Below are 13,513 nucleotides of genomic sequence, written 5' to 3' on the forward strand. Positions count from 1 at the left end.
CCCTCGTCCCCTTCCCGCACGACCGGGACGTTCCGGCTCACGCGCGGGTATCATCCTTACAAAGTCCACATCTGCGTCGAATCGGCGGTCCCGGCAACCCGATACGCCGTGCGGCGCAGGATGATCGCCGCAGACGGCGTTACAATTCACCCCTGCCCACGCGCCACGGACCGCCCGGTGACCGGCCGGCCCGGGACACGGGGGTTCCTCAACCACATCGCCCGGCGCGGTGGCCCCTGCTGCGCCGGACGACCCGGCCGTGCTCGCTCTTCGCCTCCGGAAGGTCATTCGTGACAGAACCCCGCCAGACCGGCGCCGACGTACGCTCGCTCACCGACACCCTGATCGCCCACGCGCAGAGCGCCGGCGGCCAGCTGACGTCGGCCCAGCTCGCGCGCACCGTCGAGTCCGCCGAGGTGACTCCGGCCCAGGCCAAGAAGATCCTGCGGGCGCTCTCCGAGGCGGGAGTGACCGTGGTCGTGGACGGATCGGCCAGCACCCGCCGCCGGGTCGCCGCCGCCCGCTCCGCCACCCCGGCGTCCCGGGCCACCACCGCCAAGACCACCAAGAAGGCCGCCGCCCCGGCGCCGAAGCAGGCGCCCGCCGCCGACGAGGCGCCGGCCCCCGCCCCGCGGAAGGCCGCCGCGCGCAAGAGCGCCGGCACCACCGCCGAGGTGGCCAAGGCCGCGGCCCCGGCCAAGGCGACCAAGGCCACGAAGGCCACCAAGGCGACCGTCGCGGCGGCCGGCAAGGCCAAGGCCGCGCCCGCGAAGGCCAAGGGTGACGAGGCCGAGGGCGACATCGATCCGGAGGACCTCGCCGCCGAGATCGAGGACGTGGTCGTCGACGAGCCGGCCGAGCTCACCCAGGCCGCCGAGGCCGACGCGGCGAACTCCGCCAGCGACAACGACTTCGAGTGGGACGACGAGGAGTCCGAGGCCCTCAAGCAGGCCCGGCGCGACGCCGAGCTGACCGCCTCCGCCGACTCCGTCCGGGCGTACCTGAAGCAGATCGGCAAGGTTCCCCTCCTCAACGCCGAGCAGGAGGTGGAGCTCGCCAAGCGGATCGAGGCCGGGCTCTACGCCGCCGAGCGGCTGCGCGCCGCCGAGGAGGGCGAGGAGAAGCTCAGCCGCGAGATGGAGCGCGACCTCCTCTGGATCTCGCGCGACGGCGAGCGGGCCAAGAACCACCTGCTCGAGGCCAACCTGCGGCTGGTCGTCTCGCTCGCGAAGCGCTACACCGGGCGCGGCATGGCCTTCCTCGACCTGATCCAGGAGGGCAACCTCGGCCTCATCCGCGCCGTCGAGAAGTTCGACTACACCAAGGGCTACAAGTTCTCCACGTACGCCACCTGGTGGATCCGCCAGGCCATCACCCGCGCCATGGCCGACCAGGCCCGCACCATCCGCATCCCGGTGCACATGGTCGAGGTGATCAACAAGCTCGGCCGGATCCAGCGTGAGCTTCTCCAGGACCTGGGCCGCGAGCCCACCCCGGAGGAGCTGGCCAAGGAGATGGACATCACACCGGAGAAGGTGCTGGAGATCCAGCAGTACGCCCGGGAGCCCATCTCGCTGGACCAGACCATCGGCGACGAGGGTGACAGCCAGCTCGGTGACTTCATCGAGGACTCGGAGGCCGTGGTCGCGGTCGACGCGGTTTCGTTCTCCCTGCTGCAGGACCAGCTCCAGCAGGTGCTCCAGACGCTCTCCGAGCGTGAGGCGGGTGTGGTACGCCTGCGCTTCGGCCTCACCGACGGCCAGCCGCGCACGCTGGACGAGATCGGCCAGGTCTACGGGGTGACCCGGGAGCGGATCCGGCAGATCGAGTCGAAGACCATGTCCAAGCTCCGCCACCCGTCGCGGTCGCAGGTCCTCCGGGATTACCTGGACTGACCCTCAATCGTCAACCCGGCGTGTCGTTTTGATCACCAGCTGTGCAACACCTGATGGTGATCCGCCGGTTGCACGATTGTGATCGTTGACGTGGCACCCTTGGGGCACGGCACACTGTGCCTGTCATGTGTGACCTCGGTCCCCCGCGGGCACACAGGGAAGGCCAGGCGCGACAAGGATGTTGCAGGATAGGTGAGCAACGACCGAAGAGATTGTTCATCGGTGACGACCAGAGGAGGAAGGCGATGACCCCGACCCTCACGCCGCCGCCCGAGACGGTGAGCCCCCCGGCCGCCGATGAACGGTGCGACCGCTGCAATGCTGCCGGCAAGCTCCGCATCACTCTGGCCGGCGGGGGCGAGCTGGTGTTCTGTGGGCACCACGCGAACAAGTACGCCGAGGATCTCGTGAAGATCACGGTGCGGTACGCGACGGACCCCGAGTTCACCTGGCGTGGCGCCGATCTGATGGCGAACTGAGACCCGTAACCACACATAACGACGAAGCCGGCCGGGGCCCTTTCGGGGCCCCGGCCGGCTTCGTCGTCCTCCCGGGCTTCCCATCCCGTCCGGCGTGACCAGGAGGTCCGCGTCGGCTCCCGGGACCCGGTCTCCACACGCCGACCGGCCCGGCCGGGACCACCCGTCAGAGGGTCTGCACCGTGGCGATGCGCTCCTCGAGCTGCTCGATGGTGGCCTGCGCGCTCGGCGGCCCGCCGCACAGCCGGCGCAGCTCGGCGTGGATCTTGCCGTGCGGCTGGCCCGTACGGTGGTGCCGGGCGGCCACGAGCGCGTTCAGCTGCCGCCGGAGCGCCACCCGCCGCTGGGCGGCACTCATCGGCGCCGGCGGCGCGGCCGCCGCGTCACGGGCGCTCTCGGCCGGTTTGGCGGCCGCCCTGCGGCGCTGGGCGGCCAGTTGCTCGGCCTGCCGCTTCGACAGCAGCAGGGCGACCTGGTCGGCGGTGAGCAGGCCGGGCAGGCCCAGGTACTCCTCCTCCTCGGGCGTACCGGCCTGGGCCGCCGTGCCGAACGAGGCGCCGTCGAAGATCACCTGGTCCAGCTCCGCCGTGGCGGAGAGCGCCGCGAACCTCTTCTCCAGTTCACCGCTGGCCTGGTCGTCGCGCTGGGCCCGTTCGAGCAGGTCGTCGTCGAAGCCCTCGCGCTCCTTCGGCTTGCCGAGCACGTGGTCGCGGGCGGCCTCCATCTCGCTCGCCAGGCCCAGCAGGTGCGGCACGCTGGGCAGGAAGACCGAGGCCGTCTCCCCGGGGCGGCGGGCCCGGACGAACCGCCCGATCGCCTGGGCGAAGTAGAGCGGGGTGCTCGCGCTGGTGGCGTACACGCCCACGGCGAGGCGGGGGATGTCCACCCCCTCCGAGACCATCCGCACGGCGACCAGCCACCGCTGCTCGGACGCCGCGAACGTGGCGATCCGCGCGGAGGCGCCCGCGTCGTCGGAGAGCACCACGGCCGCCCTCTCGCCCGTCACCTGCTCGATGAGCTTGGCGTACGCGCGGGCGGCCTGCTGGTCGCTGGCGATCACCAGCCCGCCGGCGTCGGGCATTCCCGCGTTGCGCAGCACGGTGAGTCGGGCGTCCGCGGCCCGCAGGACCTGCGGCATCCAGTCGCCGGCCGGGTCCAGGGCGGTCCGCCAGGCCTGGGCGATCAGGTCCTGGGTCATCGGCTCGCCGAGCCGGGCCGCGAGTTCCTCGCCGGCGTTCGTCCGCCAGCGGGTCTCCCCGGAGTACGCGAGGAAGAGCACCGGCCGGACCACGCCGTCGCGCAGCGCCTCGGAGTAGCCGTAGACGGAGTCGGCGCGCGACCGCAGCAGCCCGTCCTCGCCCCGCTCGTAGGTCACGAACGGGATCGGGTTGTCGTCGGAGCGGAACGGGGTGCCGGTGAGCATGAGGCGCCGTACGGCGGGCTCGAAGGCCGACTTCACCCCGTCGCCCCAGGATCGGGAGTCGCCCGCGTGGTGGATCTCGTCGAGGATGACGAGGGTGCGCCGGGTCATGGTGCGCCGGCGGTGCACCTGCGGGGCCATGCCGACCTGGGCGTACGTGACCACGGCGCCGTGGAAGTCGGCCGACGAGTGCACGTCGGCGTTGCGGAACGCCGCGTCGAGCTGGATGCCGACCCGGGCGGCGGCCTGCGCCCACTGCTTCTTCAGGTGCTCGGTCGGGGCGACCACCGTGACGGCGTCGACCGTGCGGTCGACGAGCAGCTCGGCGGCGATCCGCAACGCGAAGGTGGTCTTACCGGCGCCGGGGGTGGCCACCGCCATGAAGTCCTCGGAGCGCCGGCGCAGGTACTCCACCAGCGCCTTGCGCTGCCAGGCGCGTAGTGCCGGAAACGTCTCGATCGCCGGCAACGGGGCTGCCACGCGAAGGCTCCTCTCCGACCGCACGAAGGCGGACCCGGTGCGAAGGGCCACCGGGCCGCACCGCCCATGAAAACGCCTCCGCGCAGAAGATGCCGCGAAGGCCGACTCAGCATAACCAGCGGGACCGCCGGCCACAGGCGACGCCACGGTCACGTGCGGCACAGCGTTGCCATCGTCACCATCGCGGCCCGGCTCCCGGGTCGCCGGTGCGTGGCGGTCGCAGCGTGGCCACCGGCACCGCCCAGCGCCGGCGCAGCGCCACCAGCCGCAGTACGAAGATCAGCACCGCCGCCACGGCGAGCGGCAGCGGGCCGACCTGCCCGGCACCGTGCAGCACCGCCACCATGACCGCCCCGGCGAACGCGGCCACCGCGTAGATCTCCCGGCGCAGCACCACCGGGATCTCCCCGGTGAGCAGGTCGCGGCCCAGCCCCCCGCCGATGCCGCTGAGCATGCCGATCACGCAGGCCCCGAACGGCGGGACGTGCGCGTCGAGCGCCTTGAGCGTGCCGGTGACGGTGAAGAGCGCGAGCCCGGCCGCGTCCAGCACGAGCACGGTGGTCCGCAGCCGGGCGAGCTGGGGGTGCAGCCAGAAGACCGCGGCGGCGGTGAGGGCCGCCGCGGTGGCGTAGCGCCAGTCGGCGAAGGCCAGCGGCGGCACCTCGTCGACGACGAGGTCACGGAAGATGCCACCGCCCAGGGCGGCCACGAACCCCACGAAGACGACGCCGAAGAGGTCGAGGCGTTTGGCCACCGCGGCGGAGGCGCCCGAGGCGGCGAAGACCGCGACACCGACGAGGTCCGCGATGAGCAGGGCGGTGGAGGTGGTCACCGCCGAAGGCTACGCGGGGGACCCGGACGGGTGCCCTGGTTCAGTCGTCCCAGGAGTCGTAGATCTCCTTGCACTTCGGGCACACCGGCGAACCCGGCTTCGCGGCCTTGGTCACCGGAAAGGTCTCGCCGCAGAGCGCGACGACGAACGTGCCCATCACGGCACTTTCGGCGATCTTGTCCTTGCGGACGTAGTGGAACATCTCTGGACCGGTGTCGGCGTCCTTCAGCTCGGGACGCTCGAGAACCTGAGTACTCACGTCTGCACCTCCGACCGACAAGTTTGGCAGCTCACCGCGGTGCGGTCCACTTCACCCCGATCCGGGGCGGGCCGTACGGTGATCACCGTGACCAACTTTCACATCCGTTACGGCGCCGAGGTGGCCGACGCCCTGCGCGACGGGCGTCCCGTCGTGGCCCTGGAGAGCACCATCGTCTCGCACGGTCTTCCGCGACCGGAGAACCTGCGGGTGGCCCGCCAGATCGAGGCGACGGTCCGCGACGCCGGCGCCGTGCCGGCCACCATCGGCATGGTCGGCGGCGAACTGGTGGTCGGGCTCGACGACGCCCAGCTCACCCGGCTCGCCACCGTCGACGGGGTGGCCAAGCTCTCCGTCCGCGACCTCGCCGTCGCCGCGGCGACCGGCGCCGACGGCGCCACGACCGTGGCGGCGACCAGCGCGGTGGCCGCCGCGGCGGGGATCGGGGTGTTCGCGACCGGCGGTCTCGGTGGGGTGCACCGGGAGGCGGCGCAGACGTTCGACGAGTCGGCGGACCTCACGACCCTGGCCCGCACCCCGATCGCCGTGGTCTGCGCGGGCGTCAAGTCGATCCTCGACGTGGGCGCCACGCTGGAACGCCTGGAGACGCTCGGCGTGAGCGTGGTGGGCTACCGCACCCGCCGCTTCCCCGGCTTCTACCTCACCGACGGGGGCTTCGACCTCGACTGGTCGGTGGACTCCCCGGAGCAGGTGGCCGACGTGCTCGCCGCCCGGGAGCAGCACGGCCTGCACGGCGGCGGCCTGGTGGTGGCGAACCCGCTCCCGGTCGACGAGCAGCTCGACCCCGACCTGCACGACCGCACGCTCGCCGACGGCCTGGCCCTGCTCCAGCGCGACGGGGTGACTGGCAAGGCGGTGACGCCGTTCCTGCTGGCCCACTTCCACTCGGCCACCGAGGGCGCCAGCCTCGCGGTCAACGTACGGATCATCCTGCGCAACGCCGACCTGGCCGCGCGGATCGCGGTGGCCGCCGCCGCCCGCCGGGCCGACTCCCCCGAATGAGCCCCCTCCCCCGGATCGTCGTCGTCGGCGACGTGATCACCGACGTCGTCGCCGCGCTCTCCGGGCCGCTGGCCACCGGCTCGGACACCCCCGCCCAGATCCGCGTGAGCGGCGGCGGTCAGGCGGCCAACACGGCCGCCTGGCTGGCCGCCCAGGGCGCGCCCGTCACCCTGGTCGCGGCCGTCGGCGACGACCCGGAAGGGCGCGACCGGGTGGCCGAGCTGGAGGCCGCGGGCGTCGACTGCGCGGTCGAACGCGTCGAGGGCGCCCCGACCGGCACGGTCATCGTGCTGGCCACCGACGGGGAGCGGACGATGGTGAGCCAGCGCGGGGCGAACCTGCGGCTGGGCGTGGCACACGTCGAGCACGCCCTCGCGGCGGTGCCCGACGCGGGGCATCTGCACCTGTCCGCGTACACCCTGTTGGACGCCGGGTCGCGCGGCGCCGGCCTGCGGGCGCTGGCGGGCGCCCGCCGGCGCGGCCTCACCACGAGCGTCGACGCGGCGTCCGCGGCCCCGCTGCGGCGCGTCGGCGCCGCGGCGTTCCTGGCCTGGGTACGCGACGTCGACCTGCTGCTGGTGAACGCCGACGAGGCGACCGTGCTGGCCGGCGGCCTGGAGCCGGCCGCCCAGGCGCGGGCCCTGTCGGCGGCGGCTCACCGGGTGGTGGTGAAGCGCGGCGCCGCGGGCGCGGTCTGGGCGGACCGGACGGGGACGCTCGCCTCGGCGCCGGCCCGGCGGGTCGCGGTGGTGGACGTCACCGGCGCGGGGGACGCGTTCGCGGCGGGTCTGCTGACCGCCTGGCTGTCCGGCGCGACGCCGGACGCGGCGCTGGCCCGGGCCGGGGACCTCGGCGCGGTGGCGGTCTCCACCCTCGGCGCCCGTCCGGCGCCCTGAGCGGAAGCGGTCAGAGTTCGGCGTCTATGACCTTGTGGGGGCGTTCCTCGGCGGTGATGCTCATGGGCGGCGTCTCGTCCCGGTGCTGCGGGCGTAGCCGGTTGGCCAACCGGTGCTCCTCCTTCGGCGGCCGGTCGTTGGCCAGCAGGACGGCGAGCCACGGGATGAGCACCATGCCGAGGACGCAGAGCGGGAGCCAGAGCCAGAGCATGGGGGCCTGCGCGCCGACCAGGATCGCACCGACGACCAGACAGGCCACCCGGATGCCCATCATCAGCACGTACCGCCGCTGACGACTGGTGAGCTGATCGTCCTGGCTGCGTGAGGCGTCGGTGATCAGGATCGGTTGGTACGCCTGACGTTTCACCACGACCTCCTCGAGGGGATTACGCCTCATCCTGTCACTCCGGGACCGTGATCAGCGAGTTTCCGCGCGGTCGGCATTCGTGTTACGTGCGTGGTACGCTGCCGCCGTGGGCAGCAGGTTCAGCTTCACCGACGAGGCGCTGGCCAACCTGAAGGTCTACGACGTCACGCCGGGGGAAGTCTGGGAGGCGCTGCACAGCGCCCGGCGGGTCATCCGCCACCTGGGCGACGACGTGATGGTCGTCTACGCCGCCGCCCGGCGGGGCCGCCGGCTGGCCGTGCTGCTCGCCGAGGCCGACGGCACCGACAACGACTGGGACATCCTCTCCGCCCGCGAGCTGAGCGACGTCGAGTCGAAGCGCTACGACGAGGCCGTGCGGAGAGATCGCCGATGAGGAGGCGGTGACGATGCACCGTGACGACGCGATGAAGCAGTTCCACAGCGGCGACGACCGGCTCGCGGAGCTGATCGACGAGAGCCCCGCGGCGCCGCTGCCGACCCCCGACACCGACGTGCCGATGGTGAGCCGGTCGGTGCGGTTGCCCCTGGAGACGTACGAGCGGGTGCGCGCCGCGGCCGAGGCCCGGGGCATCGGGGTCACCACGCTGATGCGGCAGTGGATCGAGGCCGGCCTCGCCGATCTCGACGACTCGGCGACCGTGTCGCTCGCCGACGTCCGCCGGGCGCTCGCCTCCCTGGCCCACCCGACCGCCGCCTGACCCGGCCCGGCCCTTGGTCGGGGCCGGGCTCACCGCGGGTCACCCCTGGGTGGACCGGGCCTTCGCGGCCGCCTTCATCTGCTGCTTGTACTCCCGCACCCGCCGCAGGGAGTCGGCGTCGGTGACGTCGGCCACCGAGCGGTACGCCTCGGCGTCGCCGTAGCCGCCGGCCGCCTCCCGCCAGCCCTCGGGCCGGACGTCGAAGCGCTTGCCGAGCAGGGCGAGGAAGATCTGCGCCTTCTGCGTGCCGAAGCCGGGCAGCTCGGCGATCCGGCCGAACAGTTCGCGGCCGTCGGTCACGCCGGACCAGAGCCGGGCGGCGTCGCCGTCGTACCGGTCGACGATCACCCGGCACACCTCCTGCACCCGGGCCGCCATCGCCTTCGGGAACCGGTGCAGGGCGGGCGGCTGGGCGAACAGGGCGACGAGCGCCTCCGGGTCGTAGTCGGCCAGTTCCCGGGCGTCGAGGTCGTGCCCGAGCCGCTGCGCCAGCACGTACGGCGAGGAGAACGCCTTCTCCATCGGCACCTGCTGGTCGAGCACCATGCCCAGGACCCGGGCCAACGCGTCACGGTTGAGCAGGTCGTTCGCCGCCGGGTCGATGGGGAGAGTGAGCGCCATGGCGCCATGCTGCCAGACAGCCGCCCCGCCGTGGCGGAACGGGCCCACGCCGGGCGCCGCGCCGGTCCGGCCACGTCGGCGCCCGCCGGCCGGGCGTGGGTCGGCCCGGCGGTGCGCGGCCGGCCCGCCGGTTGGGCGTGGGTCGGCCCGGCGGCGGCGCCGCCGGGCCGCCACGGCCGTCAGTTGACCACGAAGAGCAACCGGTTCGGGGAGCCGGAGCCGGGGTTGGTGACCCGGCCCGTGGTGGCGTTGCTGGTGAGCGAGCTGCTGACCTGGTCCGGGGTCAGGCCCGGGTTCGCCGACAGCAGGAGCGCGGCGGCGCCGGCCACGTGCGGCGAGGCCATCGAGGTGCCGCTCAGCGTGCTGGTGGCGGTGTCGCTGGTCCGGTACGCGGACAGGATTCCCGAGCCGGGCGCGAAGATGTCCACGCAGGAGCCGTAGTTGGAGAACGACGAGCGGGCGTCGGTGTTGGTGGTGGAGCCGACCGTGATGGCCGTGGGCGTCCGCGCCGGCGAGTAGTTGCAGGCGTTGGCGCTGGAGTTGCCGGCCGCCACCGCGTAGGTGATCCCCGCCCGGATCGAGTTGGCCACCGCGTTGTCGATGGCGGTGCTGGCCCCGCCGCCGAGGCTCATGTTCGCGACCGCCGGCCGGACCGCGTTGGCGGTGACCCAGTTCACGCCGTTCACCACGCTGGTGGTGCTGCCGCTGCCGGAGCAGTTGAGCACCTTCACGGCGACCAGCCGCACCTGCTTGGCCACCCCGTACGTGGAGCCGCCCACGGTGCCGGCGACGTGGGTGCCGTGACCGTTGCAGTCGGTGTTGTTGCTGTCCACGGTGTTCGTGCCCCAGGTGGCGCGACCACCGAACTGCGTGTGCGTGGTGCGGATGCCGGTGTCGATGATGTACGCCCGGACGTTGGAGGCCGTGTTCGGGTAGGTGAAGGTGCCGCTCAGCGGCAGGGTCCGCTGGTCGATGCGGTCCAGGCCCCAGGGCGGGTTGGTCTGCGTGGCCTGGACGGTGAGCACCTGGTCCTGCTCCACGTACGCCACCGCCGGGTCGGCGGCCAGGCGGCGGGCCTGCGCGTCGCTCATCCGGACGCTGAAGCCGGTCAGCGCGGCGCTGTAGACGTCGCCGACGGTGCCGCCGTACCGCTTGGCCAGCGCGCCGGCGCGCTCGGGCACGGCGGCGCGGGCGGTGGCGGTGCCCGCGGCGCCGACCGCGTCACCCTTCAGGACGACCAGGTAGCTTCCGCTGATCGCGTTCGGCGCCGAGGCGCCGCGGATCTCCCCGGTGGGCGCCGCCGTGGCGGGGGTGGTGACGGCCGCGACGACGGCCGCCGCGCCGGCGGCGACGGCGAGCGTCCGGAGAAGACGCCGCCGCGGAACGGACCCTGCTGGCATCGTGTGCCTCCCTACGGTGCGCCGCCCCGGCCGGTCGGCCGTGCGGTCGCACCCTCGACGGATGGTGGAGGAGATGGTAGCCATCACATCGATGAACTTGAAAGAGATAACTCTCTATTTATATCCCCGCCGGTACGGATGTCACGGGTGGGCCCGTCCGCCGCGGCGGCACGAGGCAGGATGGCGACGTGGCCGAACACGACATGCTGCTCTCCCCCGCCGGGGTCGAGGCGCTCCGCACCGCGCTCACCCGGGCCCGGTTCACCTCCAACGGCATCGCCGACCGGCTCGGGCCGCAGGCGACCGGCGGGGTGGCCCGCAACGACTACCGCGCCGCCCTGCGCGCGACCGAGGACCGCGACCCGCTCGCCACGCTGATCCGCGTCTTCATCTGCGACCAGACCGAGCCCGAGGACGTGGTGGCCGCCGCCCTCGCGCCGCTGGACGTGACCGAGGCGCTCGCGGGCGGGCTCGTCGAGCGGCACGGCGACGGGCTGCGCGCCGGCGTGGACCTGGAGCCGTACGGCGACGAGTGGTGGGTGCTCGCCGACGTGCCGGCCAGCGCCCGCCCGGGGCGCCCGCTGCACGCCGAGCACGTGCTGGGCATCGGCGGGGCGACCCAGACGCTGATCGGCGCGACCATCCGGCGTCCGGTCGCCACCGCCCTGGACCTGGGGACCGGCTCCGGCGTGCAGGCCCTGCACCTGTCCACACACGCCCGTTCGGTGACCGCCACCGACGTCTCCCCCCGGGCGCTGCGCTTCGCCGCCACCACGGCCGCCCTCAACGGCCAGCACTGGGAGCTGCTCCAGGGCGACATGGTGACGCCGGTGGCCGGACGCCGGTTCGACCTCGTGGTGAGCAACCCCCCGTTCGTGGTCGGCCCCGGCACCACGACGCACGTCTACCGAGACTCGGGCCGGGTCGGCGACACGATGGGCTCCGAACTGGCCGCCGCCGCGCCGGACCTGCTCACCGAGGGCGGCACCATGCAGTACCTGGCGAACTGGGTGCACGTCGCCGGCGAGGAGTGGGACGAGCGGGTGGCCGGGTGGTTCGCCGGCACCGGCCTGGACGCCTGGGTGATCCAGCGCGAGGTGGCCGACCCCATGGCGTACGTCAACCTGTGGCTGACCGACGTCGGCGAGACGGCCGACCCCCGGCGGATGGCCGAGTGGCTCGACTGGTTCGACGCGCACAAGGTGGAGGCGATCGGGTTCGGCATCGTCACGCTGCGCCGCGCCGGGCACGCCGACCCCGTCGTCCGGGTCGAGGAGCTGCGGCAACGCGTGGAGCCGCCGATGGGCGACCGGATCGCCGCCTGGTTCGACCGCCAGCACTTCCTGCGCGTACGCGACGCCGACGCGCTGCTCGCCGAGCGCTACCGGGCCGCCGAGGGGCTCCAGCTGCGGCAGGAGGCGACCATGGGCGACGAGGGCTGGGCGGTGGACCGGCAGGTGCTCGCCATGCCCCGCGGACTGCGCTGGACCGAGGAGATCGACCCCCTGGTGCTGGCGCTCGTCGGTGGCTGCGACGGGCGGTTGCCCCTGCGCGACCAGCTCGCCCTGCTCGCGGCGGCGCACGACGTGGCGGTCGACGAGCTGGCCGAGGCGGCGGGGCCGATCGTGGCGCATCTCGTGGAGCGCGGCATCATCGAGCCGGTGGTGGACTGATGCGGCTCCGCGGAGGCGGGCGGCGGGACGTCCGGGCGGAACGGGAGGTGCGCTGATGCGGGCCGTGGTGCAGACGGTCGGCCGGGCCAGCGTGACGGTCGACGGCGAGGTGGTCGGCGCGATCGACGACGGCCTGCTCGTCCTGCTCGGGGTCACCCACGGCGACACGGTCGAGACCGCCCGGACGATGGCGCGCAAGGTGCACGAGCTGCGCATCCTCGACGAGGAGCGGTCGGCGGCCGACACGGGGGCGCCGATCCTGGTGGTGAGCCAGTTCACCCTCTACGGCGACGCCCGCAAGGGCCGCCGCCCCAGTTGGACGGCCGCGGCCCCCGCGGAGGTCGCCGAACCGCTCGTGACGGCGGTCGTCGAGGCGCTGCGGGAACGCGGCGCCAAGGTGGAGACCGGCCGGTTCCGCGCGCACATGCTGGTGGAGAGCGTCAACGTCGGCCCCCGCACCCTCCTCCTGGACCTGTAACTCCCCCACCCGCCGCCCCGGCCACCCGTCCCAAACGGTTGATCATGACGTTGTCGCCCGCCTGATCGGCGTGTCGCAGCGATAACGTCATGATCAACCGGAGGTGACCGGGGGGCCGGGGGCGGTCGGGGTGGTCGGGGGTGGGGTCAGAAGAACAGGCCGCGGCGCTGGAGGGACTGGCGCAGCCAGCCGTCGAGCTGGGCGGCCCAGTCCACCTGGTCGACCGTGGCGTGGTCGACGGTGAACCGGCCGAACGCGTCCCGCCCCTCGGTGAACAGGCCACCCCGCTTGTCCAGCTCCAGCACCACCTGCATCTGCCGCGGGTCGGCGATGAAGGTGACCTCCAGCTGGTTGATGGCCCGGGCGTACTGCGGGGCGGGGTGGAACTCGATCTCCTGGTAGAACGGCAGCGTCTGCCGTACGCCGTAGATGTGGCCGCGCTCCACGTCGGCCCGCGCGAACCGGAAGCCGAGCCGCAGCAGCGCGTCCAGCAGGCGCTCCTGGGCGGGCAGGGGGTGTACGGCGACCGGGTCCAGGTCGCCCTTGTCCACCGCCCGGGCCACCTCCAGCTCCGTACGCAGCCCCATGGTCATCCCGTGCAGGTGCTGCCCGTACAGCTCGGTGACCGGGGTCTCCCACGGCACGTCGAAGCGGAACGGGATGTCGTAGCGCTGACCGGGCTCCAGCCGGAACGCGCCCGTCACCCGCTGACGGTGGAACTCCTGGTTGGTGTCGTACTCGTTGTCGCCGCTCTCCACCTCGACGCGGGTGAGCAGCCCGAGCGCCACGTACTCGATGTCGACCTGGTGGTCGCCGCCCATCACCTGGATCCGGCCCTCGAGCTGGCCGCCCGGACGGCAGTTCGGGTTGGCCAGCACGGTTTCCACCGACGGGCCGCCGACGCCCATCGCCTGCATCAGCCGCTTGAAGACCACAACATCCTCCGTCGCCTCTACCGGGCCGGCCACGCC

At 73.3% G+C, this 13,513-nt stretch carries 15 protein-coding genes; 8 read left to right on the plus strand and 7 right to left on the minus strand.

Going from position 1 to position 13,513, the window contains the following annotated elements:
* Positions 1-290 precede the first annotated feature (290 nt).
* Positions 291-1,895, plus strand: a complete 1,605-nt coding sequence (locus tag OG994_RS16915; RefSeq protein ID WP_120331869.1) for an RNA polymerase sigma factor — start codon at positions 291-293, stop codon at positions 1,893-1,895.
* Positions 1,896-2,140: 245 nt separating this feature from the next.
* Positions 2,141-2,374: a DUF7455 domain-containing protein gene (locus OG994_RS16920; protein WP_120331868.1), complete on the plus strand. Its 234-nt coding sequence runs from the start codon at positions 2,141-2,143 to the stop codon at positions 2,372-2,374.
* Positions 2,375-2,540: 166 nt separating this feature from the next.
* Here the strand turns inward: OG994_RS16920 and OG994_RS16925 are convergent, their stop codons facing one another.
* The 3 genes from OG994_RS16925 to OG994_RS16935 form a co-directional block, all read right to left on the minus strand.
* Positions 2,541-4,274, minus strand: a complete 1,734-nt coding sequence (locus OG994_RS16925; protein ID WP_328850291.1) for a DEAD/DEAH box helicase — start codon at positions 4,272-4,274, stop codon at positions 2,541-2,543.
* A 175-nt stretch (positions 4,275-4,449) separates the two neighbouring features.
* The gene (locus OG994_RS16930) at positions 4,450-5,106 is read right to left on the minus strand and encodes a trimeric intracellular cation channel family protein (protein WP_120331866.1); all 657 of its coding nucleotides are present in this window, start codon (positions 5,104-5,106) and stop codon (positions 4,450-4,452) included.
* Positions 5,107-5,146: 40 nt separating this feature from the next.
* Positions 5,147-5,365, minus strand: coding sequence for a DUF3039 domain-containing protein (locus tag OG994_RS16935; protein WP_120331865.1), 219 nt, complete (start codon positions 5,363-5,365; stop codon positions 5,147-5,149).
* A gap of 87 nt (positions 5,366-5,452) precedes the next feature.
* Here OG994_RS16935 and OG994_RS16940 point away from each other — a divergent pair, with 87 nt between their 5' ends.
* Positions 5,453-6,388 (plus strand): pseudouridine-5'-phosphate glycosidase, encoded by a 936-nt coding sequence (locus OG994_RS16940; protein ID WP_328850292.1) that lies wholly within the window; start codon positions 5,453-5,455, stop codon positions 6,386-6,388.
* A complete protein-coding gene (locus tag OG994_RS16945) occupies positions 6,385-7,284 on the plus strand; it encodes a carbohydrate kinase family protein (protein WP_120331864.1) in 900 nt (299 codons plus the stop codon). The genes OG994_RS16940 and OG994_RS16945 overlap by 4 nt, the downstream gene beginning before the upstream one ends.
* A gap of 10 nt (positions 7,285-7,294) precedes the next feature.
* On the opposite strand, the gene OG994_RS16950 is transcribed toward OG994_RS16945, so the two are convergent.
* The gene (locus OG994_RS16950) at positions 7,295-7,654 is read right to left on the minus strand and encodes a DUF3099 domain-containing protein (protein WP_192902303.1); all 360 of its coding nucleotides are present in this window, start codon (positions 7,652-7,654) and stop codon (positions 7,295-7,297) included.
* Between the two features lie 103 nt (positions 7,655-7,757).
* Between OG994_RS16950 and OG994_RS16955 the strand changes: the two genes are divergently transcribed.
* Together OG994_RS16955 and OG994_RS16960 are read left to right on the plus strand one after the other, a co-directional pair.
* Positions 7,758-8,045, plus strand: coding sequence for a hypothetical protein (locus tag OG994_RS16955; RefSeq protein WP_240033242.1), 288 nt, complete (start codon positions 7,758-7,760; stop codon positions 8,043-8,045).
* A 13-nt stretch (positions 8,046-8,058) separates the two neighbouring features.
* Positions 8,059-8,370 carry a hypothetical protein gene (locus OG994_RS16960; RefSeq protein ID WP_120331861.1) on the plus strand — a complete coding sequence of 104 codons (312 nt, stop codon included), beginning with the start codon at positions 8,059-8,061 and terminating at the stop codon, positions 8,368-8,370.
* A 39-nt stretch (positions 8,371-8,409) separates the two neighbouring features.
* Here OG994_RS16960 and OG994_RS16965 read toward each other — a convergent pair whose 3' ends face one another.
* Both OG994_RS16965 and OG994_RS16970 read right to left on the minus strand, forming a co-directional pair.
* On the minus strand, positions 8,410-8,991 hold the full coding sequence (locus tag OG994_RS16965; RefSeq protein WP_120331860.1) for an HhH-GPD-type base excision DNA repair protein: 582 nt from the start codon (positions 8,989-8,991) through the stop codon (positions 8,410-8,412).
* A gap of 179 nt (positions 8,992-9,170) precedes the next feature.
* Positions 9,171-10,391: a S8 family peptidase gene (locus OG994_RS16970; RefSeq protein WP_120331859.1), complete on the minus strand. Its 1,221-nt coding sequence runs from the start codon at positions 10,389-10,391 to the stop codon at positions 9,171-9,173.
* A 188-nt stretch (positions 10,392-10,579) separates the two neighbouring features.
* On the opposite strand from OG994_RS16970, the gene OG994_RS16975 reads away from it, so the two are divergent.
* Both OG994_RS16975 and dtd read left to right on the plus strand, forming a co-directional pair.
* Positions 10,580-12,064 carry a DUF7782 domain-containing protein gene (locus OG994_RS16975; RefSeq protein WP_328850293.1) on the plus strand — a complete coding sequence of 495 codons (1,485 nt, stop codon included), beginning with the start codon at positions 10,580-10,582 and terminating at the stop codon, positions 12,062-12,064.
* A gap of 55 nt (positions 12,065-12,119) precedes the next feature.
* On the plus strand, positions 12,120-12,542 hold the full coding sequence (gene dtd / locus OG994_RS16980; protein WP_120331858.1) for a D-aminoacyl-tRNA deacylase: 423 nt from the start codon (positions 12,120-12,122) through the stop codon (positions 12,540-12,542).
* 146 nt (positions 12,543-12,688) lie between these two features.
* On the opposite strand, the gene OG994_RS16985 is transcribed toward dtd, so the two are convergent.
* Positions 12,689-13,477, minus strand: coding sequence for a sporulation protein (locus tag OG994_RS16985; RefSeq protein ID WP_120331525.1), 789 nt, complete (start codon positions 13,475-13,477; stop codon positions 12,689-12,691).
* Between the last annotated feature and the right edge of the window lie 36 nt (positions 13,478-13,513).

Origin of the sequence: Micromonospora globbae, assembly GCF_036184225.1 — a bacterium.
Taxonomy (GTDB): Bacteria; Actinomycetota; Actinomycetes; order Mycobacteriales; family Micromonosporaceae; genus Micromonospora; species Micromonospora globbae.